The organism is Cryobacterium sp. AP27 (assembly GCF_056680495.1).
Genome location: NZ_CM155285.1, coordinates 530,380 through 554,311 on the forward strand (window position 1 = coordinate 530,380; position 23,932 = coordinate 554,311).

At 67.0% G+C, this 23,932-nt stretch carries 23 protein-coding genes; 8 read left to right on the top strand and 15 right to left on the bottom strand.

Annotated features, from left to right (window positions below; genetic code table 11):
* Positions 1 to 18: 18 nt before the first annotated feature.
* Positions 19 to 288: an acylphosphatase gene (locus tag AC1MB9_RS02515; RefSeq protein WP_479963470.1), complete on the bottom strand. Its 270-nt coding sequence runs from the start codon at positions 286 to 288 to the stop codon at positions 19 to 21.
* A gap of 91 nt (positions 289 to 379) precedes the next feature.
* On the opposite strand from AC1MB9_RS02515, the gene rraA reads away from it, so the two are divergent.
* From rraA to AC1MB9_RS02530, 3 genes are all read left to right on the top strand, one after another.
* Positions 380 to 847: a ribonuclease E activity regulator RraA gene (gene rraA / locus AC1MB9_RS02520; RefSeq protein ID WP_479963471.1), complete on the top strand. Its 468-nt coding sequence runs from the start codon at positions 380 to 382 to the stop codon at positions 845 to 847.
* A 131-nt stretch (positions 848 to 978) separates the two neighbouring features.
* Positions 979 to 1,767, top strand: coding sequence for a nuclease-related domain-containing protein (locus AC1MB9_RS02525; protein WP_479963472.1), 789 nt, complete (start codon positions 979 to 981; stop codon positions 1,765 to 1,767).
* Positions 1,768 to 1,839: 72 nt separating this feature from the next.
* Complete coding sequence (locus tag AC1MB9_RS02530) at positions 1,840 to 2,667, top strand: nuclease-related domain-containing protein (protein WP_479963473.1); 828 nt, start codon at positions 1,840 to 1,842, stop codon at positions 2,665 to 2,667.
* Positions 2,668 to 2,688: 21 nt separating this feature from the next.
* Here the strand turns inward: AC1MB9_RS02530 and AC1MB9_RS02535 are convergent, their stop codons facing one another.
* From AC1MB9_RS02535 to AC1MB9_RS02555, 5 genes are all read right to left on the bottom strand, one after another.
* On the bottom strand, positions 2,689 to 3,480 hold the full coding sequence (locus AC1MB9_RS02535; RefSeq protein WP_479963474.1) for a metal-dependent hydrolase: 792 nt from the start codon (positions 3,478 to 3,480) through the stop codon (positions 2,689 to 2,691).
* A gap of 136 nt (positions 3,481 to 3,616) precedes the next feature.
* A complete protein-coding gene (locus AC1MB9_RS02540) occupies positions 3,617 to 4,111 on the bottom strand; it encodes a universal stress protein (protein WP_479963475.1) in 495 nt (164 codons plus the stop codon).
* Positions 4,112 to 4,198: 87 nt separating this feature from the next.
* Positions 4,199 to 5,740: a tripartite tricarboxylate transporter permease gene (locus tag AC1MB9_RS02545; RefSeq protein ID WP_479963476.1), complete on the bottom strand. Its 1,542-nt coding sequence runs from the start codon at positions 5,738 to 5,740 to the stop codon at positions 4,199 to 4,201.
* The gene (locus AC1MB9_RS02550) at positions 5,740 to 6,261 is read right to left on the bottom strand and encodes a tripartite tricarboxylate transporter TctB family protein (protein WP_479963477.1); all 522 of its coding nucleotides are present in this window, start codon (positions 6,259 to 6,261) and stop codon (positions 5,740 to 5,742) included. Before AC1MB9_RS02550 ends, AC1MB9_RS02545 begins: the two co-directional genes overlap by 1 nt.
* Before the next feature lie 11 nt (positions 6,262 to 6,272).
* Positions 6,273 to 7,283 carry a Bug family tripartite tricarboxylate transporter substrate binding protein gene (locus AC1MB9_RS02555; protein ID WP_479963478.1) on the bottom strand — a complete coding sequence of 337 codons (1,011 nt, stop codon included), beginning with the start codon at positions 7,281 to 7,283 and terminating at the stop codon, positions 6,273 to 6,275.
* Between the two features lie 179 nt (positions 7,284 to 7,462).
* Between AC1MB9_RS02555 and AC1MB9_RS02560 the strand changes: the two genes are divergently transcribed.
* Together AC1MB9_RS02560 and AC1MB9_RS02565 are read left to right on the top strand one after the other, a co-directional pair.
* Positions 7,463 to 9,163, top strand: coding sequence for a sensor histidine kinase (locus AC1MB9_RS02560; protein ID WP_479963479.1), 1,701 nt, complete (start codon positions 7,463 to 7,465; stop codon positions 9,161 to 9,163).
* Positions 9,156 to 9,848, top strand: coding sequence for a response regulator (locus tag AC1MB9_RS02565; RefSeq protein WP_479963480.1), 693 nt, complete (start codon positions 9,156 to 9,158; stop codon positions 9,846 to 9,848). The genes AC1MB9_RS02560 and AC1MB9_RS02565 overlap by 8 nt, the downstream gene beginning before the upstream one ends.
* Positions 9,849 to 10,110: 262 nt before the next feature.
* On the opposite strand, the gene AC1MB9_RS02570 is transcribed toward AC1MB9_RS02565, so the two are convergent.
* A complete protein-coding gene (locus tag AC1MB9_RS02570; RefSeq protein WP_479963481.1) occupies positions 10,111 to 10,968 on the bottom strand; it encodes a DUF4190 domain-containing protein in 858 nt (285 codons plus the stop codon).
* Between the two features lie 219 nt (positions 10,969 to 11,187).
* Here AC1MB9_RS02570 and AC1MB9_RS02575 point away from each other — a divergent pair, with 219 nt between their 5' ends.
* A complete protein-coding gene (locus AC1MB9_RS02575) occupies positions 11,188 to 11,814 on the top strand; it encodes a hypothetical protein (protein WP_479963482.1) in 627 nt (208 codons plus the stop codon).
* Positions 11,815 to 11,851: 37 nt separating this feature from the next.
* On the opposite strand, the gene AC1MB9_RS02580 is transcribed toward AC1MB9_RS02575, so the two are convergent.
* Together AC1MB9_RS02580 and AC1MB9_RS02585 are read right to left on the bottom strand one after the other, a co-directional pair.
* Positions 11,852 to 12,556 carry an HNH endonuclease family protein gene (locus AC1MB9_RS02580; protein WP_479963483.1) on the bottom strand — a complete coding sequence of 235 codons (705 nt, stop codon included), beginning with the start codon at positions 12,554 to 12,556 and terminating at the stop codon, positions 11,852 to 11,854.
* A gap of 119 nt (positions 12,557 to 12,675) precedes the next feature.
* Complete coding sequence (locus AC1MB9_RS02585) at positions 12,676 to 13,086, bottom strand: YkvA family protein (protein ID WP_479963484.1); 411 nt, start codon at positions 13,084 to 13,086, stop codon at positions 12,676 to 12,678.
* 105 nt (positions 13,087 to 13,191) lie between these two features.
* Between AC1MB9_RS02585 and AC1MB9_RS02590 the strand changes: the two genes are divergently transcribed.
* Positions 13,192 to 13,407 carry a hypothetical protein gene (locus AC1MB9_RS02590; RefSeq protein WP_479963485.1) on the top strand — a complete coding sequence of 72 codons (216 nt, stop codon included), beginning with the start codon at positions 13,192 to 13,194 and terminating at the stop codon, positions 13,405 to 13,407.
* Between the two features lie 15 nt (positions 13,408 to 13,422).
* Here the strand turns inward: AC1MB9_RS02590 and AC1MB9_RS02595 are convergent, their stop codons facing one another.
* The 4 genes from AC1MB9_RS02595 to ald all read right to left on the bottom strand — a co-directional run bounded on the left by AC1MB9_RS02595 (position 13,423) and on the right by ald (position 18,519).
* Positions 13,423 to 13,968 (bottom strand): hypothetical protein, encoded by a 546-nt coding sequence (locus tag AC1MB9_RS02595; protein ID WP_479963486.1) that lies wholly within the window; start codon positions 13,966 to 13,968, stop codon positions 13,423 to 13,425.
* Positions 13,969 to 14,152: 184 nt separating this feature from the next.
* Positions 14,153 to 15,631 (bottom strand): HNH endonuclease signature motif containing protein, encoded by a 1,479-nt coding sequence (locus AC1MB9_RS02600; protein WP_479963487.1) that lies wholly within the window; start codon positions 15,629 to 15,631, stop codon positions 14,153 to 14,155.
* 122 nt (positions 15,632 to 15,753) lie between these two features.
* Positions 15,754 to 17,220, bottom strand: coding sequence for a D-serine/D-alanine/glycine transporter (gene cycA, locus AC1MB9_RS02605; RefSeq protein WP_479963488.1), 1,467 nt, complete (start codon positions 17,218 to 17,220; stop codon positions 15,754 to 15,756).
* 162 nt (positions 17,221 to 17,382) lie between these two features.
* Entirely contained in the window at positions 17,383 to 18,519 is a 1,137-nt protein-coding gene (ald, locus tag AC1MB9_RS02610) for an alanine dehydrogenase (protein ID WP_479963489.1), read from the bottom strand.
* A 295-nt stretch (positions 18,520 to 18,814) separates the two neighbouring features.
* Here ald and AC1MB9_RS02615 point away from each other — a divergent pair, with 295 nt between their 5' ends.
* Entirely contained in the window at positions 18,815 to 20,023 is a 1,209-nt protein-coding gene (locus tag AC1MB9_RS02615) for a PucR family transcriptional regulator (RefSeq protein ID WP_479963490.1), read from the top strand.
* Between the two features lie 21 nt (positions 20,024 to 20,044).
* Here the strand turns inward: AC1MB9_RS02615 and alr are convergent, their stop codons facing one another.
* Positions 20,045 to 21,214, bottom strand: coding sequence for an alanine racemase (alr, locus tag AC1MB9_RS02620; protein WP_479963491.1), 1,170 nt, complete (start codon positions 21,212 to 21,214; stop codon positions 20,045 to 20,047).
* 60 nt (positions 21,215 to 21,274) lie between these two features.
* The gene (locus tag AC1MB9_RS02625; RefSeq protein WP_479963492.1) at positions 21,275 to 23,899 is read right to left on the bottom strand and encodes a P-loop NTPase fold protein; all 2,625 of its coding nucleotides are present in this window, start codon (positions 23,897 to 23,899) and stop codon (positions 21,275 to 21,277) included.
* Positions 23,900 to 23,932 lie beyond the last annotated feature (33 nt).

A 23,932-nucleotide genomic window follows, 5' to 3' on the forward strand; every position in this document is an offset into this window, starting at 1 on the left:
GCCGTGCCGTGTTGGGGCTCAGCGCACCACGCGAAAGGTCTTCTCGCCCGTCGCCGGCACGTCGACAACGGCCACATTTTCAACCACCGCCCAGCTCGGACCGGCATGCAACCATGCGATCATGGCATCGACGGCCGCCCGGGAGCCCTCAATCTCGGCCTCCACGTGCCCATCAGCGAGGTTTCGAACGGTGCCGTGCACGCCCAGTGCCCGCGCCTGCTGGGCGGTGTGGTAGCGAAAACCGACACCCTGGACCTGCCCACTCACCGTCACGCGTCGTCGAATCACGAGTTCAGTGTGCCGCACCGCGATCACGCGCGCTACTGGTAGCCGTACTCTGGAGGAATCGAGCACGTGCCACACCTTTCGGAGGACACTCATGACGCTGTTGACTGCTGATCTTTACGACGAGTACGAGGATGTTCTTCAGTCCGTTCCACTGCAATTTCAAACGCTCGGGGGCCGCGCCCGGTTCAACGGCCCTCTTCGCACCGTGTCGTGCTTCGAGGACAATGCTCTGATTAAATCGATTCTGGCCGGCCCCGGCGAAGGCGCCGTGCTCGTGGTTGACGGGGCAGGGTCGCTCAATTCCGCGCTGATGGGTGACATGATCGCCGAATCCGCCGTGGCCAACGGCTGGGCCGGTGTCGTCATCAACGGCGCCGTACGCGATCGCGTGGCCCTGTCGGGCCTCAACCTCGGCATCAAGGCCCTCGGCAGCAACCCGCGCAAAAGCTCGAAGACGGGAAGCGGTGAAGCGGATGGGGTCGTCAGTTTCGCCGGGGTGACATTCACGCCCGGCCGCACCATCTACTGCGACGAGGACGGCATCCTCGTCGAGCGCTGAGATCGCGTTCGGCGGGCAGCTGTCGCCCCTGGAGCGTGACGGCGATGCCCAGTAGTGGGGCTACAGGACGATGTCGGCACTGGCTACATTCGGGGGATACCTGAGGAGACCCGTTGCCCAACGCTCCGGCCATGCGCGAACGCCTTGCGGCGCAATCCGCCATCGAATTGCTGCTGTTGGAGCAGAGCCTTGTTCCGCCCCGATCCCCGATCGGCCGGTTGATCGGGCGGTCGCCGCTGGGTGCCGCAAGCGTGGCCTGGTATCGCGGCGCCATGGCCGAGATCGCCGTCGGCACGATCCTCGCCGAGCTCCCGGTGGAATGGACGATTTTTCACGCGCTGCCGACCGGCGACCAGGGAACCGAAATCGACCATCTCGTTGTCGGCCCCGGCGGGATCTTCGCCATCCAGACCAGACGCCACCGCGGCAAGGCTGTGCGGGTGGCCGGTCGCACGGTGGTCGTTGACGGTGAGCGTCTGCCGCACATTCGCCGGGCCGAGGTAGAGGCGTCACGTGTCACGTCTCTGCTGCGCGAACGGATGCTGTTGCGCGCTTCGGTACGCCCGGTGGTCGCCGTCGTCGACGCCAAGCGCGTCACGGTGGTGCAGAAACCCGCCCACGTGAAGGTCATCAGTGCCGGGGACCTGCGGCCGTGGCTGCTCACGCGGCCGCACCTGCTGGACCCCGCCGACCGCAGGGAAGCGGCCGAGATCATCGACTGCCCCGAAACGTGGAACGCGGTCACCGGCCTCGAACCGGCCGTGCTCACGTCCCGGTTCGCCGAACTGGACAATTCCGTGCGCTCCGCCCGCACCCGGCGGCTCTTCTGGGTGCCGTTCGGCTCGGCCGCCGTTGTCGTTTTCGTCGCCGGGATTCCCCACCTTGTGACCGCGCTGATCGGCCTCATCGGCGCGCATTGATCGTTCCAGCGCCACTTTGGGGGCTCTTGGGACGGGGCTGACCTCGGTACCTTGTGTCGAGGAGGAATTTCCGTGACTGTCGACCCACCCCCCATGCGTGCTCCACTCGCGGCCCACGCAGTCATCGAGGATTTCTCGGACCAGCATGACGTTTCCACCCGATCGCGCCTCGCCCGCCTGCTGAGCGGCGCGCCGTCGCACCTGGTGCGTGTCGCCGGGGCTGCCAGGGGCGACATCTCCCTGGGCGCTGCGCTCGCCAAGCTTCCCGCCGATTGGAGAGTGTTCCACTCGCTTCCCGTCGGCAGGTCGCGATCGGAGATCGGGCACCTCGTGGTCGGACCCAATGGAGTGTTCACAATAACCATGAGAGACGCCCGTGGACAGAACATCTGGGTCTTCAAGCGGTTGCTGCTCGTGGCGGGCACGAGCGCGTCCTACCTGCGCGATGCCGAAGCCGAGGCGGAGCGGGCGACCCGAGTACTTCGAAAACGGATGCCGGAGCTCGGCGCCGTGCGGCCGGTCATCGCCCTGGCGAACCCGCGCGAGGTCGTCATCCGAGAGAAGCCGGCCGAGGTGAAGGTGATCAACGCCCGCCACGTGACGGCGTGGCTGCTGCGACAGCCGCCCACGCTCAGCGACCGGGAACTGCACCGGATCATGACCATCGTTGACGACCCGAAGGCGTGGGGAGCCGCTCGCCAGGTCACTGCGCACGAGGTGATGACGCGTTTTGGCTCCCTCGAGCGCGTCGTGAGTCTCTCGCACCGCCGGCGACTCTGGATGATCTCGGGGATCAGTGCCCTGGTCATCGGGGTCGTGGGCGTCGAAGCTGTGATCGTGCTGAACGTGGTGACGTCGATGCTGGCCGATCTCGACCTGTCGCGGTCCGTCGGCCCGTGACGCGAGCCCTTCCGGGCGCGGTTACAGTCCGAGGAACGCCAGTGATCCGGCGCTGATCCCGGCTGCGGTCGCCACGGCGAACAGCCCACCGTAGACGACGTAGAGCGTCAGCGGGAGAAGAACCATCCACTCCCGAAACGAGCCGGCATTGCCGAGAACGGGGAAGGCCATGTAGCCGCCGGAGGTCCAGATATGCCGCAGGGGAGTTTTCTGCCACAGTCGAGGCGGCTTGGGCCGCCAGGGCCACAGCAGGGGAAGCCCGCCGGTGGTCAGAAAATCGCCGAGGAGGTGAACGGCGTAGCCGAGGGCGACACAGATCACGAACCACTCCTGCTGCTCGGGAGCGAAGAGGGCGATGAACGCGGCCACGGCGAGTCCGATAAGCCAGGCCAGGCCCCACCACTTGGCGAGGCGCAGCGCCTTCGCGGCGAACGCCACGGTCACGGCCGTCAGGACTGCAGGACCCACGCTGATCGGCTCGGCCCAGCCGGCCGGTCGCCACACGAGAAGACCGAGTCCGGTTGCGAGGATCCAGATGCAGGCGACGGCGAGGAGGCTGTGCAATCCGTGGCGATGCCCGCCGGAGGCACGCGAAATGCCGGACGTGACGAATTTTCCGAGCACCGGAACCGAATTGGAGATTGTGGCCGAGCCGTGATCGGCATCGGGCAGCAGAGCCGCACCCGCGCAGAGGAGCGCGCCGGCGAGCGTGCCGGTCGGGGTCACCGGGAACAGGCCCAGTCCGTGCCCCGCGGTCGCGGTCACGGCGATCCAGGCGGCGGCGCCGGTCATGGCGTGATGTGCACCCATCATGAGCGAGGCCTCCGGTTGAGCGAGAGCCGGGACAATCCCGACCGCTCACCACTGTAAAGGCCACCGCCGACGCCCCCGACCGATCGTCACGCTCTGCGTGCGGCGAAGCTGCGCCCTCTCGGGCGGCGGCGACCGGTCAGCCGCGGGGACGAACCACGAGCACCGGGCACGCCGCATGGCGCACGCACTGGTCGCTGACGGAACCGAGCAGCATCCCCGCGAAGCCGCCGTGGCCGCGGGATCCGACCACCAGCATCCGTGCGGTGCGCGAAATGTCGATGAGACCCTTGGCCGCGCCGGAGTGAAGAACCCGGTAGTCGACCGCGACGTCGGAGAACTTTGTCACCTGCGTCTCGACGTCGCGCACGAGACTGTCGCGCACGGCGGCGGAGTACTCGGCAAAGGACGACACGTAGCCGAATTCCCAGTCGGCGGGGCGCGGCGCCGTGTCAATGGTCCAGGTGCGCACGACGACCAGGGGGGCCGTGAGCTGCACGGCCAGTTCGAGGGCCTCTGTCAGTGCGCGATCCGAGCAGCTGGAGCCGTCGTGGCCGACGACGATGCTGCCGGCGGGAACGGCGGCCGGCGGGGCTGCAGGATCAGGGTTACCGAGAGTTCCTTCGGGGTTCATCGTGATGCTCCTTGTGTGGTGGGCGTGGGTGAGGACCTGTCTTGACCATTGTGGTGCCTCTGCGGCCCGGCCTCACCCACCTGTTCGTCAACGGCCGCTGTGGGACGCCGCGACCGGCGTGGCGGGCGTGGTGGGCCCGCTCCCGGAGCGACCACGGCGCATCCGCTTCACCAGCGGCGGCACCACGAGATACATCACTATCACGGAGTAGACGACGATGGCGAGCGGTTCGCTCACGAGGGCGGCGGGGTCGCCGGCGCTGATCTGCAGCGAACGACGCAGCTGACGTTCCATCTCCGGGCCGAGGATGGCACCCACGATGATGGGCAGCACCGGGAACCCGAAGCGCCGCGCCATGTAGCCGAGCGCGCCGACCAGGAGCAGGATCAGAATGTTGAACGCCTGCAGGCCCGCCGCATACGCGCCAAGGGTGGCGAAGAACAGAATGCCTGCATACAGGTACGGCCGCGGAATGCGCAGCAGCTTCGCCCACATGGGAGCGAGCGGCAGGTTGAGCGCGAGCAGCAGGGTGTTCCCGATGAACAGGCTCGCGATGAGGGTCCACACGAGCAGCGGCTCGGTCGTGAAGAGCAGCGGGCCGGGGTGGATGCCGTACTGGTTGAACGCGGCGATCATCACAGCAGCGGTCGCCGTGGTGGGCAGCCCGAGGGTGAGCAGGGGAACGAGCGTGCCGGCGGCCGAGGCGTTGTTCGCCGCTTCCGGTCCGGCCACGCCCTCGATGGCGCCGTGCCCGAACTCCTCCGGATGCTTGGAGAGCTTCTTCTCGGCGACGTAGGAGAGGAATGTCGGAATCTCCGCGCCTCCGGCCGGGATCGCGCCGAACGGGAACCCGATCACGGCGCCGCGCAGCCACGGCTTCCAGCTGCGCTTCCAATCGTCCCTGCCCATCCACGGCACACCCACGGGAATCGTGGCCTGCTTGCCGTGCCGCAGGTGTGCGGCGATCCAGAGCGCTTCGCCCACGGCGAAGAGAGCAACAGCGATGACCACCACGTCGATGCCGCCGGACAGCAGCGGCTGCCCGAACGTGAGACGTGGCTGGCCGGTGGTGGCATCCATCCCGACCAGCCCGATGGTCAGTCCGATGAACAGGGACGAGAGCCCGCGGATGCGGCTCGCGCCCAGTACCGTGCTCACGGCCACGAATGCGAAGACCATCATGGCGAAGTAGGAGGGTGCGCCCAGGCTGATGGCGATCGCCACGACGAATGGGGCCACCAGCACGATGCCGCCGGTGGCGAGTGTGCCGGCCACGAACGAGCCGATTGCCGCGGTCGCCAGCGCCTGGGCGCCCCGCCCGGCCTTGGCCATTTTGTTGCCCTCGAGGGCCGTGACGACCGACGAGGACTCCCCGGGGGTGTTGAGCAGAATCGAGGTTGTCGAGCCGCCGTACATGCCGCCGTAGTAGATGCCGGCGAACATGATCAGCGAGCCGGTCACATCGAGTGCGTAGGTGAGCGGCAGCAGCAGCGCCACGGTCATCGCCGGACCGATGCCGGGCAGCACGCCGACGGCGGTGCCCAGCAGCACACCGATGAGGGCGAAGAGCAGGTTTTGCAGGGTGAGCGCGTTGGCGAACCCGTCCATCAAAAGGGAGATGTTGTCCATTAGAGAATTCCTGTCAACAGGCCGGCCGGCAGGGGAATGCCGAGCCCGAGTATGAAGCCGTAGAACACCCCGACGGAGAGGAGAACGCCAATGACCAGGGTCCAGATGTACCGCTTCGCGCCGAGTAGCACCGCGGAGCCGAAGAAGAGCAGGGCGCTCGCCACGACGAAGCCGAGAAAGTCGAGCGTGAGGGCGTAGGCGGCGATGACGCCGCCGAGGCCGAACACGGTGGGCCAGTGTGCGGGCAGGGTCAGGTCGATGTCTTCGCCGTCTTCGGCCTCGGCATGTCCGCCCCGGAGCACGCTCACGGTGAGGGCGATGGCGCACAGGCCGAGGCTGATCGCGATGAGGGTGGGCACGACCTGCGGCCCCATCACGCCGGCGTTGACGGCGGTGTCCCGGATGTTCGCGGTGTCGACGCCGACAACGATGGCCATCACCGCGAGGAGGGCGGCGACGCCCAGCTCGGAGCGACCTCGCAGCACCGCGGGCACTCGGCTCACGGAGATTGGAGTGTCCACGGTGCTGGAATTCATATCAGGCCCAGGCGCTTCAGGACCGTTGCGACGCGGGTGTCCTGCTCGTGGAGGAACGTGCCGAACTCGTCTCCGGTGAGGAAGGAATCGGTCCAGGCGTTGGTCTCGAGCACGTCCCGCCATTCGGCGCTGTCGTGCATGGCCGTGACGGCGTCCACGAGGCGAGCGGTTTCCGCATCGGTGAGTCCCGGTGCGGCGAGAATGCCGCGCCAGTTGGTAAAGACCAGGTCAACGCCTTCTTCGGTGAGGGTGGGGGCGTCGATCACGGGAACGCGGTCTTCGCTGGTGACGGCGAGCACGCGCAGGTCGCCGGACTTCACCTGCTCGAGGAATTCACCGTAACCGGAGGCCGCGAATTCGAGCTTGCCGCCGAGAACGGCGGGGAGAAGTTCGCCGCCGCCGTCGTAGGAGATGAAGTTGACGCTGGTCGGGTCGATGCCCACGGCTTCCGCGAGCTGCATCGGCAGCAGATGGTCCGGGCCGCCGGGCGAGGAACCGCCGCCAACGGCGAAGCCGGCCGGGTCGGCCTTCCATGCGGAGACCATATCGTCGAGCGTGAGGTATGGAGATGAGGCGGGAACAAAGATTGCCCCGGCCTCCTCGATGAGGCGGGCGATCGGCGTGGCATCGGCCACCTTCGCATCACCCTCGTTCGTGTACGCGGCGCCGACGACGCCGAGTCCCATCATCAGCATGAAGTTGGCGTTTCCGGTTTCGGTCAGGGTGCGGGCGAGGCCCACCGTGCCGCCGGCACCGGCCAGGTTGGTGACGTCGGTTCCGGACGCCACGCCGATCTCATCCATGACCTTCACGGCCGCGCGGCCGGTGACGTCGTAGCCGCTGCCCGGCGCATTGGGCACCATGAGTTGCAGGTTCTCGAGCGGACCATTGTCGGTCGCGGCCGTGTTCGCGGCGCTCGTCACGCCGCAGGCGCTGAGCGCCAGAACGAGCGTGGAGGCCAGAAGGGTGGTGCCGAGGAGGCGCCGCTTTGCTGTGGGTGTGCTCATTGCAATCCTCTTTGATCGGTGGGACAGCCTCGTCGCTGCCCACGTTTATGCTCGACCCGGGGGAGCGTTCGAAACAACTTGTGGTCATAGGGAACGTTGTGTAGCTTGTGTTCGGTTTCCCTCCTGACCAATTGTGAGGCACACTTTTTTCAGACCAGCGACGGCCATCGGGAGGGCGTGTGCAACCCAAAGCGCCAACACGAGCTCGGCTGAGCCTCACCCGCCAGCTGCTCGTGTTCCAACTCGTGCTCATCGCCATGGTCCTCGTGGCCGTGACCGCCATCTCCCTCGAGCAGTCGCGCAGCACCTTCACGAGCCAGGTCTCGCGCCGCATGCTCGCGGTCGCCGAGTACACCGCTGCGAACCCCCTGCTCCGCAGCATGCTCACGGGGGAGGCCGTTCCGCAGAGCCTCGTGGGACCGGTGGAGGCGTTGCGCACGACCACGGGTGTCGATGAACTCATCGTGACGGATCCCGCCGGACGCGTTCTCGCCTCGCCCGCCGATCCGCGGCTGCTTCGCACCACCCTCACGCCGGACACCACGACCTTCGACGGCGCCTGGACCGGTGAGTTCCCGCTCGGCGGTGTCGACCACATCGTGGGGCAGGTCCCGGTCCTGTCCGACGACGGCGTGCTGGTGGGAACGATCATCACCGGCCGAAAGGTGCCATCGTTTGCGGGGCTGCTCGCATCCGCAGCGCCGAACCTGCTGACATACCTCGGCGTCGCCGGCGTGCTGGGAACCCTGGGGTCGGTGCTGCTCGCCGCGCGGGTGAAACGCCAGACGCTCGGCCTGGAACCGGAACAGATCGGACGACTCGTCGAGCATCGGGAGGCGATGATCCACGGTATCCGTGAGGGGATGATCGCCGTCGACGCCGACGGCATTATCACGCTCGCCAACGACAGCGCCCGGGCGTTGCTTGCGCTTCCGGCCGGTGCGGAGGGAATGCCGATCGACGCTGTGGGCCTCGACCCTGAGGCCGTGCGGACCCTGCGCTCATCTGAGACGCGGGACGCCGATACGGTGCTCGTGAACAACGGCGTGCTGCTCGTGCTCAACCAAACCACGATTCATCCGCCGCGCGCCCGGCCGGAGGTCGTCACCACGCTCCGCGACCGCACCGAACTCGTGACCCTGCAGAATGACCTCGGCAGCAGTCGTCAGGCCACCGATACGCTGCGCGCGCAGACGCACGAATTCGCCAACCGACTGCACACCATCTCGATGCTCATGCAGCTCGGCGACACGGAGGCGGCCGTGGACTACATTGACTCGGTGAGCCGAGACCGCTCGCAACTGGACAGTGAGGTGCTCGCGCGGTTGGAGGAGCCGGCCGTCGCCGCGCTGCTGATCGCCAAGACGTCTCTGGCGCGGGAGCGGGGCGCCGAACTGCGGCTCAGCGCGGAGTCCGCGCTGCCCCGCGTCGACCCGGACCTGTCTCTGGACCTGGTGACCGTGATCGGAAACCTCGTGGACAACGCGCTCGACGCCGTGACGGGGGCGGCCGAGCGCGTGGTGCAGATCGACGTGCGGGCGGTCTCCTCACCACCGGATGCCGCCACCACGGTGCCATATGCCAAAACCGGCATAGACCATGCGCGCGTCGGCGCCGAGAGCCTGTCGGCGGTGTGGGTGACCGTGAGTGATTCCGGACCCGGCATCGACGAGGTCCTGCTTGAGCGAGTGTTCGAGGTCGGGGTCACGTCGAAGGCGCCGTCGGCGAGCGGCTCAAGCCATGGTTACGGGCTCACCATCGTGCGGCTGGTGGCCACCCGGCGCGGGGGAGACGTGACCTACCGCAACGACGCGGGTTCCGGTGCCGTGTTCGAAGCGGTGCTGCCGGTCACGGCTGCTAAGGAGAGCGCACGTGTGTGACGTACTCGTTGTCGACGACGACTTCATGGTGGCGCGGGCGCACGAACGCATCGTGCAGCAACTACCCGCGTACCGCGTCGTGGGCGTGGCGCATTCCGGCGAGCAAGCGCTCGACCTCATCGAAAAGCTTGCGCCGCAGCTCGTCCTGCTCGACATGTACCTGCCCGACATGACCGGGCTCGACGTGATCCGTCGGGCGCGGTCGACGGGGGTCGCCGTGGACTTCCTCGTGCTGAGCGCCGCGCGGGAGGCGGACATCGTGACCGCGGCGCTGCAGGGCGGGATCGTGAGCTACCTGCTCAAGCCGTTCAAGATCAGTGAATTGCAGAGCCGGCTTGTCGGCTACGCCCAACGCCGGGAGCTATTGGCTCGGCCGGGGGTGTTGAGCCAGGCAGACCTCGATCGGGCGCTCGGGTCGACGGCGGGGGCGGCATCCGGTCGCGTGGCGCCACTGCCGAAGGGTCTGAGCAAGGAGACCGGCGCGCTCATCGAAGCGGCGCTGCGCGCAAGCGAACGTGATGTCGCCGCCTCGGAGTGCGGAGAAGCCCTCGGCATTTCCCGGGTCGTGGCGCGCAAATACCTTGAGTATTTCGTGGATACCGGTCAGGCCTCCGTGACACTGCGCTACGGCCAGACCGGGCGCCCCCAGCGTCGTTACGCCTGGGTTGCGGCCTCGCCTGCTTAGCGCGGCGGTGACTCGCCAGAGGTCGGGTTGCGCCTGCATGTGCTGCCCGTCGATGCCGGGTCCGGCAGTACCGCTCAGGCGTCGGCCACGTGTGACGCTGCAACTACCCCGCGCTGCGGATCAAGGCGTGCCTGGGCCGCACGGCGACGCCGGTATTCGCGCTGCACGAGGCCGAACGTCACGCACGAGTGGCGTTCCCGGGGGAATGTGAAGCGGGAGACCTGAGGCCATCGGCCTGAGGTCTCCCGCATGGAGGTTTGAGTTACTGGGCCGCGTAGAAGTAGGGGTCGCCGAACATCGTGGAAACGGTCCATGTGCCCAGGGCCGCGTCTGCGGTCGGGATTGAGATGACGATGTTGCCGGTTCCCGTGGCATCGGGGTACAGGTCGTTCAGGTCCATCATGCTGGGAGAGGGGCCTACGGCCATCGTGTCGGAGGTCGTATGCGTGGTTCCTGCCGCCGAAACGAATTCGATGGTCACGTCAATCCACGGGGTGCCCGTCTCCGTACCCTTGTAGACGAGTGTCACGGGGACCAGTGCGTACTGGAAGCCGGCCGCGGGGGCATCGTTGAACGAGTTTGCGGCAGCGACGACGTCGTTGGCCAACAATGTGGAGGCGCCCAGGGTGACTTCGTACTGCACGGCACCGGCCGTGGACAGCTCGACAACCGAGTCAAGTGGTGCGGGGTCGCCGCGAGTGCCAACTGTGGAGGCGTCGGTGGAAGCCTCTGCCGAGGCATCCGTGCCCGCGTCGGCGGACTCCTGTGTTGCGGCCGTACCCAGGCTGTCGTCGACAGCGGCAACGAATCCTGCGGTGTAGGCAATGGACAGAACAATCGACAGAACGAGCGCGATGACCGATACCACAACGCCAGCCGTGGCAGCGCGCTTGGTCTTTCCCTTGCGGACGAGAGCAATGATTCCGAGAACCAGGCCGACCACCGCCAAGAGACCCGAGCCGTAGTTGACGAATGGAATGAACGCGCCAACAAAGGAGAGGATCCCGATGATGAATGCGGCGAGTCCGAGTCCGTTCTTCGCGGGCAGGATGGGTGTTTCGGACGGAGGCTGCGGGTCGGCAATAGGCGCAGTGCTTTGAGTTGGCTGTGAATCAGGCATAAATATACTGTGACAGACCTGAGAGGTGCTTGGGGACCAATCGGAATATAGCATCTACCCCCATACAGGGGGGATATGCCCGGTCTGCGTCGCGACGAGCCCGGGGCCACATGACGCTGGTGACTGGAAAATATTGGTGTTCACCGAATCTACTCCCGTAGGGGGTATTGCTTTTCGCGCGCGAAATGGCAGGATATGAAACCCGGCGAGGAGTACACCATGACTCACATACCCTCCGTAAGGCGCCGTCACCCGGCGTTGAACATCACAACCGAGCAGCGCCCACGCACGTCACCCGTGTCAGAGCCGCAACCTCCGTCACGCTCGTCGCGCTACGTCACCGCACAGGGTGAGCTGGCGCTCGCGGCCCTTCTGGACGAGCCGCCGACCGACTGGGCCGTCTTCGGCTCGGATTCCGCGAGCCCCGTCTCCGAGCATCTGGTGGTCGGCCCGGGCGGAATCTTCACCCTGCACACATGGCATTCCGCCGGCGAGTGGGTGTGGGTTGACCGGGGGGTCGTGCGCGTGTCCGGTCGCCGCCGGTCCGCCGGTCGCGATGCGATCACCGAGGCAGACCTGGTGACCGGCCTGCTGCGCGCTCGTATTCCGCTGCGCACGCCCGTACGGCCCGTGATCGTGCTCTGCGGCGCGCGGTTTCTGGTGGCGCGGGGCAAGTCCCCGGATATGAAGGTCGTCGACGCTCGCGACCTGCAGTCCTGGCTCCAGGAGCTGCCATCCGTGCTGCGTCCGATCGAACGCATGGAACTGGCCGCTGTGATCGACAATCCCGTCACGTGGGGCACTCGCCCCTCCATGCGGCACTTCGGCGATCCGACGGCCGCCTGAACCGGCATCCGCCGGGCGACATCCGACCGCGGTTCGGCTATTCGACGGCTGCGACGGCAGACGTCATCGCTCGTTCGCTCGGGCAATCCGAGAGTACGCGGATCATCGCCGCGTGCTCGGCGGCGGTCACCCACAGCCCATACGTGGCCTTGACCGAAATTTGCCTCGCCACATAGGCGCAACGGTATGACTTCCGTGGTGGCAACCACGTTGCGGTGTCCCCGGCGCCCTTGCTCGAGTTCGTCGCTCCATCAACGGCCAGGAGGTTGAGTGGGTCGTTGGCCAGGGACTCACGCTGAACCTGGGTGAGCTGCTGTGCACCCGTTTGCCATGCATTGGAAAGGGCGACGACGTGGTCGATCTGAACAAGGGACGACGTGGACGTGCCGCGCACGAAACCGATGGTCTCGCCGGTGTAGGGGCCGGTGAGTGTGCCGCTCTGCACATGGCAGGTTTCGGACGTCACGATGTGGGTGAGATCGCGAGCCAGAATATCGTTGCGGGTGTCACAGCCGTTGCGGTCGACGTCGAGCCAGGCGGAGCCGAAGTCCCCGGTGCGATCGTAACCGGTCTTGGCCGCGCGCCCCTTGATCGGGAGCGTCGCCAGAAGCGCGAGAGCGGTGCCCTCGGCGGCGAAGGTTGATGCTTCGGGGAAAGCGGCATCCGCCGGCGCCGGATCGGACAAGAGGGTCGGCGTCAGGGGTGCCACAAGCACGATACCGACGAGTGACAACGACGACACGGTCACCCTCATGCGCACAGAAATCCGCGTACGGCGCGATCGTGCTCGGCGGGTCATGGTGCTCCTTCGGCCCGCGGATGCGGTATCTCGAATCTAATCGACGTGGGCAGAGGTTGTGCTCAGCCGAGACCGACGAGGGTGCGCAGAGCCTTGAGCCCTTGCGGCGTACCGGGCCAGTGCCGGTCCAATGCGTCCGCCCCGGCGTGCCGAGTAGCGAATCTCAAAACCAGCGCCACGACGATCGCATCGTCCGCGAATCCAATCACCGGGATGAAATCGGGCACCAGATCGATCGGCAGCAGCAGGTACACCAGCAGCAGGATGAGCCAAATTCGAACCCCTCGGGGCAGGGCCGGGTCGAGGGACAGTCGGCGGGTGAGCCTCACGACGTCGGGACCAAGCCGGAGAGCTTCGACCAGTTTGATCTTGTCCGCCTGACCGCGTGAGCTCCAGAACAACACGCCGATCATTGCCAGCCACAGCAGCATGAGGCCGCCGAGCACGCTGACCAGCACCTGCCACCATTCCATGCGCTCAACGCTAGTCCAGCCCGCCTCTAGCGCGGTGGCCGAACTGGGCGCATCATGGAATCCCGCGCTGGCGCGAGTCGGGCCGACCGGAGAAATGAGGACCTGATGAGTGAAGGCGTTTTGCCACCCGTTGAACGCTGGTGGCCGTATATCGACATCGAGTTCAAGCACGAGATCCTGGCTGATCTGGATACCCCATTGAGCGAGTCCGCCCTCGCTCAGCTGTCCAGGCTCTGCGGCGAACCGGCCGCGACAGGCAGCGTCACGCTGACCGAGCAGGAGAAATCCTACATTCTCACTCAGACCGAATTCGTCGACTGAAGTGCGGGCCCGGGCTTAGGCGACGGGCCCACGCTCGCCCTCTGCGCGGGCATAGGCCGCTGCCAAATCGGCCGCGGCGGCACGGCCCGTGCGAATGATCAGCACAATCAATGTCACGAGAGCCGCGGCGCTGAACAGATAGAGCGCCCCACCCCACGGGGCGTGATCGCCGCCCGAGATCATGAACGTGTCGGCGAGCGACATGCCCGGACCGAAAGCCACGAAGATGTGGCCGGGGGCCGCGAACACCACCAGCACCAGGTACATCGCAACCACCAGGTTCACTCGTATGGTGCGTCGAACAACGGTGACAACGAGAACGAGAGCTGCCAGCAACAGCCCGATCCCGGCCCAACCGATAACCCAACTCGCGGCGAGCGGTTCCTGGGCTCGCGCCATGTCCGCACGAATTTCCCCGAGCGTCGCGCCGGGAACCGCGGCGAGGGGATTCCACACCAATATCTGCAACACCCCGGCGACCGCGTACGCGGCCACGGCGGCCAGGCCCCAGGTGGCGGCAACGACCGGGCGGCGTGACCGTGACTTTTCCGGGATTCCCATGACGCCAGCGTATCGACGACCAGAGTCGTTCGACGCGGTGCTTCACCGGGGTGACGAACAACAGAGCCTGAACTGTTTAACCGACTGACCTCGTGGGGTTCACGCGGCTGGGGTCTGCGTACGGTTCCGGCAGGCCTGACCCCGGCGTTGGTTAAACCGCCGACCCGGGCGTTGTCACGCGTCTTCAGACGCGTGATCGCAGTGGCGACAGAGGACTCATCGGAGACCCTTCGGCCAGCAGAATCGGCGTGCGGGTCGGGTCGGCAGTCAACGGCGGGATCAGCCAGAAGTCGGCGCCGGTTCGGGCGATCTCCCAACCGTCGTTGTGCAACCGGAGATGATCTCGAGCGCAGAGCAGGATGCCGTCGTCGAGATTCGTGAGGCCTCCGTCGGCGTTCCAGCCGTTGATGTGGTGGGCTTCCGTATAGCTGGGTGGTCGGTGGCAGTCCGGCCACCTGCAGCCGCCGTCCCGAAGCGCCAGGGCCGCGCGTTGCTCAGCTGAAAAGAGTCGCTGTTCCCTGCCCACATCCAGCACGCTGCCGTCTCTCCTGAACAACACGGGGATGAAGCCGGCGTTGCAGATCGACCGGTCGATCGTGGTGATCGGTACCGCTCCCGGTGCTCCCTCGAGGAACCCGCTTGTCAGAACCAGTTCGCCCGAGGCGCCAAGCGAGGATGTCGGTGCCGGAGTATCTGTTGCAGTTACGACTAACTTGACCGATGGGCGAATGCGGCCGAACAGGGTGCCGGGGTCGGCGGCCGCGGCGACCTTGATCACCTCGATCAGTGCCTCGGCGGCGATCTGGTCCGTGGAGCGTGGGTCGTCGATGATGCGCCTGGCGCGTTCCTTCTCGCCCTTCTCCACAAACCGGGGGCCGCCGGTGCGGGGTCCGATGATCTGCAGCAGGAAGTCCGTGAAGTAGGCACCGTTCTCCGGGTCCAGCTCGAAGGCGCCGTGCAACATACCGTCCGGCTTGTCCCACACCCGCAGGTACTGTCGGGCGCGCATGGCGTCGGCCCGGGACGCGACACCGGCGGCATCGATGGAGTCCCGGCACTGCCGGGCCGCCTTCGCGGCCTGGTCGGCGTTCCCGGTGCGGCACTGGGCGATGAGGGCGATGACCGCGTCGGCGAGCATCGCCTCCGTCACCCCGATGGCGGGTTCTCCGAGGCCTCGACGGATGGCGGTCGCGGATTCGGTGCTGAGGGTTCCATTGGTGACGGCGGCACCGAGCGGAGCGAACCACGGCACGTGCACCTCGACCGGCGGGGCCTCCGGGAACTCCCGCGCCAGCTCGTCGGCCTGCTCCTGCCGATCCCGGGCGGTTTCGGCCTCGGTGGCCATGGTGCCAGCCTCGATCAGGCGGCGGGTGTCGGCCCTGGTGCCGCCGCCACCGCCCAATGACTGCACATAGTCCTCTGCGGAGGCGTAGCCCTTCTTTCTGGCGAGGCCTTCCCGGCCGAGCTGCCAGTCGGAGCGGGCGGCGACGTTCGCCGCCGACAACGCGTAATACTTTCCGACCTCCCGCATGTGTCGGGCGATGGCCCGGTGGGTGTTCTCCGACTGATCATCGGAGAGCTCCGCGAACGACGCCGCGGATATACCCGACCGGGCCAAGGCCACGGTCAGATCAACGAAAACACCGTCAATGGTGGTTGTCATGAGATAAGTGTGACAGCAGCCACCGACACTCTGCCTGTGGGGTCAGGCCGCCAAACCAAGTGCTCTACGGCGCCCGGCGCCGCTACCGAGCCGCCCCCGAACCGGTCTCCGTCGTCTCGGGATCAGGCGTGGAAGGCGAGCGCTGCCTCCCGGTCGGCCTGCACATTGGCGCGGTACAGCTCGTGATGGGCGACCTGTTCGGGCCGGCGACGGAGGAACATCCACACGGCTCCGAGTCCGACAAACCATACCGGTGTCACGAGCAGCGCCTGGAGGGTGTCGGCCTTCTGGGTGAGCGCCCAGATGAGGAACGCGAAAAACGCCAGAACTGCGTAACACATGTACACGCCGCCGGGCATCTTGAACGTCGACGCCGCGTGCAGCGCCGGGCGACGCTTGCGGTACACAATGTAGCTCACGAGGATGATGGTCCAGACGAAGAGGAACAGCACGGCCGACATGGTCGTCACCACGGTGAATACCGCAATGATCGACGGGTTCGCGTACAGCAGCACAGCGGATGCGACCAGGAACGCGCACGAGAACAGCAGCGCATTGGCCGGCACCTTGTGTCGACTCAGGCGTTCGAACCGTCCCGGTGCAGTGCCCTCGACGGATAGGCCGAAAAGCATTCTGGAGGTGGAATAGAGCCCGGAGTTGGCCGAGGACGTGGCGCTCGTCAAGACGACGAAGTTGATCACGGCCGCCGCCGCACCCAGGCCTGCGAGCGAGAACATGGCCACGAACGGGCTGACGTCGGCGGTGACCTCGCGCCACGGCGTCACCGTCATGATCATGATCAGCGCGAGTACGTAGAACAGCATGATGCGGATGGGGATGGAATTGATGGCCTTGGGAAGGTTCTTCTCCGGGTCTTTCGCTTCGGCGGCCGTGGTGCCGACGAGCTCGAGCCCCACGAACGCGAACACCGCGATCTGGAACCCGGCGATGAATCCCATCGGCCCGGTCGGGAACATGCCGCCGTCATTCCAGAGATTGCCGAAGCTCGCCGGGGTTCCGCCCGGTGACTGGAACTTGGTGATGACCATGACCAGTCCAACGACGATGAGGGTGACAATGGCGACGATCTTGATCAGCGCGAACCAGAATTCGGTCTCGCCGAACGCCTTCACGCTCGTCAGGTTGAGGGCGAGCAGGATGAGCACGGCGACCAGCGCGGGAATCCACAGCGGCAGGTCCGGCCACCAGAAGCTCGTGTAGAGCGCGATCGCGATCAGTTCAGCGATGCCGGTGACGATCCAGCACAGCCAATATGTCCAGCTTGTGAAGAAGCCGGCCCATGGCCCGAGCAGATCGCCGGCGAAGTCGCTGAACGATTTGTATTCCAGGTTGGAGAGCAGCAACTCGCCCATGGCCCGCATCACAAAGAACAGCATGAAGCCGATGATCATGTACACGAAGATCACGGACGGCCCGGCGAGTGAGATGGTCTTGCCGGAACCCATGAAGAGCCCGGTTCCGATTGCGCCGCCGATCGCGATGAGCTGGATATGACGGTTGGAGAGCGAGCGCGCCAGATGTGGCTGCTGCCCGGTAACCGGTCGAGTGCCGGATTTCAATTGCGACATCGGATTTACTTCCTTGTAGTCCAGGGCGATTGATGAAGCGGGGAGGCCGGTTCGCGAAGCCGGCTGTGTAGGTGTCCGCGAGAGGCTCAGAGCCCGAGAATTCGAGAACGGATGCCGGGACCGGTGAATTCGGCCGACCCCGGCACCCGTTACTCGGTGTGGCTAGACGAGTTCGAGCTCAATTTCTGCGACGAGGTCGGTCCACTCCGCGAGCGGCAGGTCGAGGGCGACGCTAACCGAGCGGTTCGCGATCTGGCCGGCGGCAATGTTCAGTCCGCCGGCGAGGGCGGCGTCACGCCCGAACGCGGCGCGCACGCCCCGGTCGGCGATCGACAGGGCGTAGGGCAGGGTGACGTTCGTCAGCGCGAGGGTCGACGTCTGCGGCACGGCGCCGGGCATGTTGGCGACGCAGTAGAAGATTGAGCCGTGTACGGGGAAGGTGGGGTCTTCGTGCGTGGTGGCGTGGGTGTCCGCGAAGCAGCCCCCCTGGTCGACCGCGATGTCCACAAGCACGGAGCCCGGCTTCATGCGCGACACGAGCTCGTTCGTGACGAGCTTGGGCGCCTTCGCGCCCGGGATCAGCACGGAGCCGATCACGAGGTCGGCCTCGGTCACGGCGCGGTCGATCTCGTAGGCGTTGGAGGCGATCGTCTTGAGACGGCCGGCGTACTGGGCGTCCAGTTCGCGCAGGCGGTCGATGTTGATGTCGAGGATGGTGACGTCGGCGCCCATGCCGATGGCCATGGCGGCAGAGTTGGAGCCTGCGACGCCGGCGCCGATCACTGTCACCTTGGCGGCGCGCACTCCGGGGACGCCGCCCATCAGGATGCCGGGGCCGCCGCCGGGGCGGGTCATCGACTGGGCGCCGACCTGAACGGCGAGGCGTCCGGCGACCTCGCTCATCGGGGCGAGGAGCGGCAGCGAGCGGTCGGCCTTCTGCACGGTTTCGTAGGCGATGGCGGTGACGCCGGCCTCGAGGAGGGCGGTGGCGAGCTCGGGCTCCGCGGCGAGGTGCAGGTAGGTGAAGAGGATCAGGCCCTTACGGAAGTGCGCGTACTCGGCGGTGATCGGCTCTTTGACCTTGAGGATCATGTCGGCGCTCGCCCACACCTCGGCGGCGGTCTCGGTGATCGCGGCGCCGGCGGCCTCGTAGTCGGCGTCGGAGAAGCCGGAGGCGGCTCCGGCTCCGGCCTGAACGAGCACGCTGTGGCCGTGGAGTTTGGCTTCGTGTGCCCCGGCGGCGGTGATGGCCACGCGGAATTCGTTGTTCTTAACTTCTGTCGGAACACCAATGATCATGGGGAACTCCTGCTCGTTGTGGGCGCGTCGCCGATCGACTTTGTTCAGCGTAGAAACGATAGGCCCGGACTTGTGTGGCCGTCCTGCCTCCGGGCGGAAACCAACGGATGCCCCGGGCGGCTCCGCCCGGGGCGCCGCGCGCCCGAAAGACCCGGAATCGCCCCCTTTCCGGGAGTTTTCCATCGTGGCGCCTGCCGATCGCCGTGGATCGCCGGTTCGCGCCTGCTCGACATTTGTAGCGGCAAGGTGCGTCGATTGTCGCCTGGCGTCCACACGGCTCCGTAGGATTGAAGTTATGAAAGCGGCCGATATCGACCAGGCGGTAGCCATCATCGCCGCGCACCTCGGCCGCGCACTCTCGCTGGAAGACCTCGACGGCGGGCTGCTCGCCTACAGCGCGCACCAGGCCACGGCCGACCGGGTGCGGACCAACTTCCTGCTGAGCAAGCTCGTTCCGCCCGATGTCAGCGCCTGGCAGCTCAGCCACGGCATCGCCGCAGCGGTGAAACCGGTGCCGGTTCCGGCCAATGTCGACCTGGGCATGTTGGGCCGGGTGTGCGTTCCGCTGCTCGCGCGTGGCTTCCGCGTGGGGTATCTCTGGGTGCTGCAGCTTGACGACGAATGTGAACCCGACGCTATTCTGCGGGAGCTGCGCATCATCCGTCCCGAGATGGACACCCTTGCCGAGATGCTGCTCAATCGAACGAGCGCGGATTCCGACGGCCGCCGCGCCCGCGAGGCACAGTTTCTCGCCGCGTGCTCCGGCGATCGTGAGGCCGTCGTGTCGGTCGGCGGCTGGCCGGGCGTGCACGGGCGCGGACCCTGGCGCCTCGCCACACTGCTCGAACGCGGGGAGAACGCCGAACGCAACCCCGCGGAGAACGGCCTGCTGCAACGACTCTCCGCGCTGCATGCCACCCTCGGCATCAACGCCGTGCTGTTCTCCGCCGGCACCGAAACACACGCTGTTTTGCTGCTGCAAGACATGATCGACGGCATCGACGAATCCGAGATTCTGCGCCGCTTCGGGCTCGAGGTCTCACGCCGTGGCGGCCAGCCGGCCGCACCGGCACTTCTGGGCCTGAGCGAGCCCTTCGCCGACCTGCGCCGACTGCCCGGCGCTTACGCCGAGGCGCGCAGCGCCGTGCAAGCCGCCTGGGTGGATGCCCAGCTGGGCGCGCTCGTGTCGTTCCGCGCCATCGGGGTATACCAGTTCCTCGCCGTCGAGGGACGGGACGTGTCGCCGGGGGAGTCCACCCTCTACTCTGAGCTGCGAGAACTCGACCGGAACGCGGAGTTGCTCCCGGTGCTCGAGCTGCTCTACGACAAGGACGGGTCCGTGGCCGAGGTCGCCGAGCAGCTGCACCTGCACCGCACCAGTATCTACAACCGGCTCGGGCGCATCCGCTCTCTCATCGGTGTCGACCCGCTCGGCGGCCAGGTCCGCCTCGAACTACACCTCGCCCTGAAGGCCGAGAGATGGGCCGGCCGCCCCCGGCTGTAGCGGTCTCGCTGTCGAAAGCGCTCAGGCGTTGCGGTAGACGCGGGGAACCCGCGGGCTGATGCGGGTGACCACCTCGTAGTTGATCGTGCCGGCTGCGGTCGCCCACGCGTCAACGGATGCCTCACCGTCGTCGCCCGGGCCGAACAGCACCGCTTCGGTGCCGATCACCGACGCGCCGGACGCCACGAGCGCGGCCTCGCCGAGGTCGATGACCATCTGGTCCATGGCGATGCGTCCGACCACCGGATACGTCACGCCGTTGACGCGCACCGGGCCGCCGGTGGCGATGCGCGGAACGCCGTCGGCGTAGCCCAGCGGGATGAGCGCGAGCGTCGTGGCCGCCGTGGTGCGGTAATTCAGCCCGTAGGAGACGCCCTGCGCGGCGGGCACGTCTTTGCACACCGACACGAGCGTGCGCAGCGTCATGGCCGGCCGCAGTCCGAGGTCGGCCGAGGTCTGGTCGGCGAAGGGCGAGAGCCCGTAGACGGCCAGGCCCGTGCGGACGAGGTCGAAGTGCGTGTCGGGGCGGGACAGCGCGCCGGCGCTGTTGGCAAGGTGCCGCACCGTAGGGGTGAGTCCGGCGGCCCGCGCTTGCGCGACGGCCGTCTGGAACACCTCGAGCTGATCGTCGGTCTCGCCACGCGAGGGCTCGTCGGCCACCGCGAGGTGCGAGAAGACCCCCACAACGGTAACCTCGCCGGTGAGCTCCGCCTGCCGGGCAACCGCCACCAGGGCCGGCCAGTCCTCCGGGGTGCTGCCGTTCCGGCCGAGACCGGTGTCGATCTTCAGGTGGATGCGTGCGGTTTTTCGCAGCTGCTGCGCGGCCGCGAGGATGGGGGCGAGCTCCCAGCCGGAGCATCCGAGGTCGATGTCGGAGGCGACAGCGGCATGAAAGTCACTGTCCGTGGTGTGCAGCCAGGCGAGGACGGGCACGTGGATGCCCGCCGCGCGCAGGTCGAGCGCCTCCGAAATGTGAGCCACGCCGAGCCATTCCGCTCCGGCCTCGAGCGCCGCGCGGGCGACCGGCACGACGCCGTGACCGTAGGCATCCGCCTTGACGACCGCCATCAGTCGGGCCGGGGCGGCGAGGCCTGCGAGGTGGCGAACGTTGTGCCTGATCGCCTCGAGATCGATCACCGCCGCGCGCTCGGGCAGCCGTTCGGTGGGGGCGGAGACGACAGCAGGTTTCACACGGAGCAGCCTAGTACTCACAGACGAGTGCCACCGTGGGGCTGTGCGCCGGGCGGGGTGTCAGTCGATGTCTGAGCTGGCGCCGACCCGGATTCCCGTGCACTCGCGCACCTGGGCCGGGGTGAGAGCGCCCCAGTCCGGGCTCGAAACGACACCACTCACGTCCGGGGAGGCGAGCAGCGCCCGGATCGGCTCCGGGACCCTCTCTCGCTGCTCGGGGTCGATGTCGTCGGGGTGTGCGCGCAGGTGGTCGGCGAGCATCGGCCAGCGGATCTCGACGATCGTCCAGAGAGCCAGCGGCGTGGTGTGCAGGGGGATGCCCTCCAGGGTGCGCAGGGACTGCAGGGTTCCGTAGGTGTGCACGAACAGCTTGATGCTGCGCGGATTGGGTTCGAGCAGCTTCCAGTACCGGCCGAGTTCGTGGCGGGTGCCCGCCTGCAGGGCGGCGTCAGAGAATTTCACGGCCGCTGCGCCGAGTACCTTCATACGGGTAGCGGAGTTGGTGAGTGTGCTCGCCTTCTCTGCTGCCTGGGAGATTTCGGGCGCGGTGGTGGCGTTGTTGACCTCCTCGGTGATCTCCTTTTCCAGCGTCTTCTGCGCAGCGGATGCCGCCTCGGCGGCGCCGCCGGTGAGCAGCGAGTCGAAGAATGCGCGTTTGGCTTCTTCGGTGATCGACGGCAGGCGCACCTGCAACTGGAATATCTTCTCGAGAAAGAGGTAGCCGAGCGGGCGGCCCGGAACGTCGGTGATCTTGACCGAGCCAAAGTGGCTCTGGTAGCTCGAACGGATCCACTGCCCGTCGGCCGCCACGAAGGCGTAAGGTCCCGGCGGCCGACGTCGGGATCGGGGCTTCGACTTACGGCCGCGCGGTTCGGGAGGTTCCCGCACGAGAGTCTGCAAGGCCTCCAGAAAGTCGATGATGTATTGCTCTTCGCAGCGGTCGAGATCGTCGATGAGGAACACCACAGATTTCCTCGTGCGCAGCAGCGTCCGGGCGAAGAGCTGCTGCACCTCACACATCGGGTTGGTGCTTTTCGCCACGAACGCCTCCGCTGTGCGGCGCGATTCCGGCACGATGAAGCCGTAGGCGGCCGTCACACCGGCCCATCCCAATGTGACAAGGCCGATGACCGTTCCGATGGCACTGGCGATCTCCCCGCTGGCCGTGAGGTTGAAGTTGAACACGAGAAGGAACAGCAACACGGCGATGAGCGCTGCCACGGCGGCCACGAACGCCACGAGTCGGGTGCGGATCACGTCCACGCGGCTCCGTGCCCTGGCGAGGAAGCCGTGCGCGGCATCCGCTTCGATCGCCTGCCGCAGGGCATTGTGCAGGGTCCACCATTGCACTCCCACCTGTTGTTCGCGCCAGGCGTTCACCTTCACGATGAGGAAGTCGCCCTGCAACTCGGTCTCCAGAAATTGAAACAGCGAGCTCTTCCCGGAGCCCCAGGCTCCGTCGATGTGCACCAGGAATGAGTTGCTGTCGGTGTCGGCCATGTTCCGAAGTCGTGTCGCGAGGGCCCGAGCCAGAAAGCGGCGGCCCAGCAGGTCATTCGACGCAGGCGTGTCTGAGGCCCATTTCGTGCGGTCGACCCGGGTGTTGCGGGGGAGTACCCCGACCATTCCCCGCCAGGTTCCCAGCAGGCCGCCCGCGATCAGGTCGTCTTCGAGGGCCGCGTCCAGCTCCGCGAGCCCGAGAACGAGCAACTGCCCGTCGATCACGTCAATCTCGACCGCGTTGTAGAGCTCGGCCACGCGGTCGAGCCAGCTGTCAACGGATGCCGTCGGCCCCGCCCGTGCCCGCAACGTCACCTGCCCGAATCGTCCGTGAACAAACTCGGTGTGTGCGCGCTGGATCTCGACGGCCAGCTCGGCCGCCGTCACAGGGCTGGTGGACCCGAGCCTGTCGCGGGCGCGCCGCACATCGCCGGAAAAAGCCTCGGCGCGGGGCGCTGCGTCGTCCCTTAAACGTGTCGCAGCGGGCGTGGCTGACGGATCAGCTCTGTCGCCTTTGGCGGGCTTGCGTGAGGCGAGTCCGCTGATGCGTGGATCCCAGCGTCGCGAGGAGGCGGACCGGCGCTGTTTTGTGGAATTGCTCGACGAGGGTCCGGCGGGTTCCGAGGGCACGTTGCCGGCCGGGAGAGCGTCTTCGGCTGGCACTTCACTGGCGGTGTCTCCCGGCGGCGGTCCCGCGCCGGTCCCGGCCTCGTGCTCCAGAGTCGAGATCGCCAGCGCGTGGTCGAGTCCGAGCTTGCGGAGGCGGTCGGGGAGACGTCCCTCCCGTCCGTTTCGGGTGGAGTGAAGAATCGACAACGCGAGATCCGCCAGTCCGACGTCGACGCTTCGGCTCGATTCCAGGTACAGGCGCAGGGCGCCGTCGAATTGAGGGCTGATGCCGGCGTAGGCCACGTCAAGAACGGCTGGAGCTTCCGGCATCCCCAGCATGGCGGCGAGGGCCGCGAGGTCGAGCCCTGCCCGGCGCAGCGCGCCGGCGATCGTGCCGTCGATGGCGGCCAGAGTAACGAGGGCGGTCGAACGGGTGATCTCGGGCCGGTTACTCGCCCCCGCCGTCATCCGGTGGTGTTGGGCCGAGGCCGCCCGGTGCTCGAAGCCGGCGATCTCGGGCGCCGGCCGGTGTCCGGCGGCCGCGATCAGACCTGCGAGGGTCAGGGAGGCAGCCACGGGATCTCACTCCAATACCGACGCAGCCGGTCA

Bases quoted from the DNA above. Each gene is read 5' to 3' on its own strand.
- AC1MB9_RS02555 (WP_479963478.1), bottom strand. From the start codon at position 7,283: ATGAGCACACCCACAGCAAAGCGGCGCCTCCTCGGCACCACCCTTCTG.
- AC1MB9_RS02575 (WP_479963482.1), top strand. From the start codon at position 11,188: ATGACTCACATACCCTCCGTAAGGCGCCGTCACCCGGCGTTGAACATC.
- cycA (WP_479963488.1), bottom strand. From the start codon at position 17,220: ATGTCGCAATTGAAATCCGGCACTCGACCGGTTACCGGGCAGCAGCCA.
- AC1MB9_RS02615 (WP_479963490.1), top strand. From the start codon at position 18,815: ATGAAAGCGGCCGATATCGACCAGGCGGTAGCCATCATCGCCGCGCAC.
- AC1MB9_RS02585 (WP_479963484.1), bottom strand. From the start codon at position 13,086: ATGGAATGGTGGCAGGTGCTGGTCAGCGTGCTCGGCGGCCTCATGCTG.
- AC1MB9_RS02535 (WP_479963474.1), bottom strand. From the start codon at position 3,480: ATGATGGGTGCACATCACGCCATGACCGGCGCCGCCGCCTGGATCGCC.
- AC1MB9_RS02600 (WP_479963487.1), bottom strand. From the start codon at position 15,631: ATGACAACCACCATTGACGGTGTTTTCGTTGATCTGACCGTGGCCTTG.
- rraA (WP_479963471.1), top strand. From the start codon at position 380: ATGACGCTGTTGACTGCTGATCTTTACGACGAGTACGAGGATGTTCTT.
- AC1MB9_RS02570 (WP_479963481.1), bottom strand. From the start codon at position 10,968: ATGCCTGATTCACAGCCAACTCAAAGCACTGCGCCTATTGCCGACCCG.
- ald (WP_479963489.1), bottom strand. From the start codon at position 18,519: ATGATCATTGGTGTTCCGACAGAAGTTAAGAACAACGAATTCCGCGTG.
- AC1MB9_RS02595 (WP_479963486.1), bottom strand. From the start codon at position 13,968: ATGGGAATCCCGGAAAAGTCACGGTCACGCCGCCCGGTCGTTGCCGCC.
- AC1MB9_RS02540 (WP_479963475.1), bottom strand. From the start codon at position 4,111: ATGAACCCCGAAGGAACTCTCGGTAACCCTGATCCTGCAGCCCCGCCG.
- AC1MB9_RS02545 (WP_479963476.1), bottom strand. From the start codon at position 5,740: ATGGACAACATCTCCCTTTTGATGGACGGGTTCGCCAACGCGCTCACC.
- AC1MB9_RS02590 (WP_479963485.1), top strand. From the start codon at position 13,192: ATGAGTGAAGGCGTTTTGCCACCCGTTGAACGCTGGTGGCCGTATATC.
- AC1MB9_RS02525 (WP_479963472.1), top strand. From the start codon at position 979: ATGCGCGAACGCCTTGCGGCGCAATCCGCCATCGAATTGCTGCTGTTG.